At 67.7% G+C, this 1,213-nt stretch carries 2 protein-coding genes; both read left to right on the forward strand.

Annotation, left to right across the window (positions count from 1 at the left end; genetic code table 11):
* The coding region (locus tag ACXJ3V_RS20060) for a 3-keto-5-aminohexanoate cleavage protein (protein WP_457102119.1) at nucleotides 1-830 on the forward strand (830 nt) is incomplete at its 5' end.
* A 2-nt stretch (nucleotides 831-832) separates the two neighbouring features.
* On the forward strand, nucleotides 833-1,213 hold a 381-nt coding region (locus ACXJ3V_RS20065), incomplete at its 3' end, for an RBBP9/YdeN family alpha/beta hydrolase (RefSeq protein ID WP_457102120.1).

Consider the following 1,213-nt stretch of genomic DNA (forward strand, 5'->3'; position numbering starts at 1 on the left):
ACGAGCTGATCGCCGGCGTGCGCAAGGCCGTACCCGACATGATCATCCAAGTGGGCGGATCGATCTCCTTCGCCCCTGAGACCGATGGCTCATCCGCGAAGTGGCTGAAGGACGACACGCGGCACATGCTGGCCGARCTCGACCCSAAGCCCGACCAGGTCACGGTCACCGTCAACACGACGCAGATGAACGTGCTGGAGCACATGGAGGCCGAGGACATCGCCGGCACCTCGCTGGCCGAGCCGGCGAACAACGCGGCCTACCGCGAGATGATCGTGCCCTCCGGGCCCGGCTTCATCGACGAGCATGTGCGCCGCCTGAGCGCCGCCGGCATCCAGAGCGCCTTCCAGTKCTACAACATCAACAGCTACGAGACGGTGGAGCGCCTGATSCGSCGCGGCRTSTACAAGGGGCCRCTGGTSATGAACTGGGTGGCSATCRGCGGYGGCATGGAYSMRSCMAAYATCTACAACCTGGCMAACTTCCTGCGCGCGATTCCCGACGGCTCCATGCTGACGGTGGAAAGCAGCATGCGCAACGTGCTGCCSRTCAACATGATGGGCATSGCCATGGGCCTGCACGTGCGCTSCGGCAYCGAGGACAACCTSTGGAACCAGTCGCGCACCGMGAAGATGTCGACGGTSRMGCAGATCGAKCAGCTGGTGCGCATCKCGCGCGAGTTCGGCCGCGAAGTGGCCACCGGCAAGGAAGCGCGCGAGATCTGCAAGATCGGCGTCTTCTACGACACCGTCGAGGAGACCCTGGCCGCCAACGGCTTCGCGCCCAACCCCAAGGGACGCCAGCAAGGCTACCTGCGCAAGGTGGCGTGACGATGAACGGTGCTTCCTCCTTCCCGACGGTCCTCATCGTCCCCGGATTGCGCGACCAGGTGGACGCGCACTGGCAGACGCTGCTAGCCGCGGACCTGCAAGCCCAAGGCCGCAAGGTGCGCACGGTGCCGCCGATGGGCCGCGCCGATCTCGACTGCGCGACCAAGGTCGCCGCGATCGAGCGCGAGGCGCAGGCCATCGACGGCCCGGTGATCCTCGTGGCGCACAGCGGSGGCTGCGTGATGGTCGCCCACTGGGCACGCCAGACCCGGCGCGCCGTCTGGGGCGCACTGCTGGCCGCGCCGCCGGACTTCGAGGAAGCGATGCCCGAGGGCTATCCCACGCTGGCGGACCTGCGCGCCGGCGGCTGGCTGCCCGTGCCC

The sequence above is a fragment of the Microbacterium sp. P5_E9 genome (assembly GCF_054049175.1).